Annotated in this window: 1 protein-coding gene; it reads left to right on the top strand. The window is 38.1% G+C overall.

Translation table 11 applies throughout. From position 1 onward, the window contains the following. Window positions 1-357 precede the first annotated feature (357 nt). Window positions 358-1,596: an IS110 family transposase gene (locus CP366_RS10295; RefSeq protein WP_089148016.1), complete on the top strand. Its 1,239-nt coding sequence runs from the start codon at window positions 358-360 to the stop codon at window positions 1,594-1,596. Window positions 1,597-1,748 lie beyond the last annotated feature (152 nt).

Below are 1,748 nucleotides of genomic sequence, written 5' to 3'. Positions count from 1 at the left end.
TTTCACCTCCTCGTATTATATAAATTAAATCTGTGTTGATTGTCTTTTTAGTTTGTTTATTCGATCATCAGATGCTAGTCTCTAATTGTCATTGACCTTGGTCAATTGGTATAGGTTTTCACCTCCTGTAGCTTGACTACTTTGTAAGTCTGCCGCCCAAGCAGTTTTGCTAATGACTTACTCACATGCTGTATTGATTCTGGCTATTACTGATTCAGAGCAGTTTCAGTCGCAGCTTTTTAGCTTGAACCTGTGAATACTTATATTTTGCGAGACTGTCTTAGAAACTGTAATTAGGGGCTAACATGTGATGATCGATCTATGACCAAATATTTGTTAGAAAGGAGGCCATTCTCAATGAAACTTTTTATAGGAATTGACGTCAGTTCTAAAGACTTGCAAGTCGCTATTACTGACTCAGAAAATCATCAAAAACCTTTGCTTAACCAATCTTTTTCTAATGATCTGACTGGCGCTAATAAGGTCAAAAAGCTAATTCTCCAACTTGCTAAACAGAATAGCTATGACAAGGTAATTATCGGCATGGAGGCTACTTCAATTTATAGCTTTCATCCAGCCTATTTCTTTGCCAATGATGAGGACTTGCAAAAGCTTAATCTTGAAACTGATGTCGTTAATCCCAAAAATACTAAACGATTTCATGACGTTTACGAAGAAAATAAGAATGATCCTATTGATGCCTATTACATCGCGGAATACTTACGCTTTGGCAAGTATCACGTCACTATCGCTCGACAAGAGGAATACTTAGCTCTCCAGCGTCTAACCAGAACCAGATATGAAATCACGTCTTCCCTGGCCAGAGCTAAGCAGCACTTCATTGAAGCCCTTTACTATCGTCTAAACAAACTGGTTACCGTTGACAAGGAAAATATTAAAACTTCTATCTTTGGCGCAACAATGCTGTCTATTGTGACTGATAGTAAAACCATCGATGAAATCACTGAGATGCCAATCGAGGATTTAATTGATTACCTTCAGACTAAGGGACGCGGCCGCTTCTCTGATCCAGAAGCTTTAGCTAAAGCAATCAGGAAAGCCGTCAGAGGATCCTATCGTTTAGGTAAAGTCATGAAAGACTCAATTGATGCAGTATTATCTGTTTACTATACCGAGATTAAAACCAATCAGAATTTGATTAAAAATTTAGATAAAGCAATTACAGACATCGTTCAAGCGCTCCCTGAAGAGAGAATACTGCAGTCTATTCCGGGAATTGGACCAGTTTACTCTGCTGGCATCATCGCTGAAATTGGTAGTATTGATCGGTTCGATACTGAAGCTCAGCTGGCTAAATACGCCGGCCTAGCTTGGCGTCAAAAGCAGTCTAGTGATTTTGACAGCGAACACAAGCCAATGACCAAAAACGGCAATCATTATCTAAGATATTATTTGGTTGAAGCTGCCAACCTAATTAGATTAAGAGATCCCGTTTTTCGGAAGTACTATCAAAAGAAGTACGATGAAGCTTTCTATTCCCCGCATAAACGTGCTTGCGTCCTTTGTGCAAGAAAACTAGTTAGGACCATTTTCACTCTGCTCAAAAATGGTCAAATCTATCAAACACCGAGGTGATCAATTGGTCTAAAACATTTTTGGAGGAGTAAATAATAGTTATTAAAAACCCTTGAAATAGGGCCTAGTTTCATGCACGCAAATTTTGGCTTTAACACAAACTAATTAAAAATAAAATTTACAATTTACATTGACTTATCACCACATGACTT

It is taken from the genome of Lactobacillus sp. UMNPBX15 (assembly GCF_002553785.1).
GTDB classification, from domain to species: domain Bacteria; phylum Bacillota; class Bacilli; order Lactobacillales; family Lactobacillaceae; genus Lactobacillus; species Lactobacillus crispatus.
The sequence above is the reverse complement of the archived record's forward strand: the minus strand, read 5'-3'. Positions and strand labels throughout refer to the sequence as shown.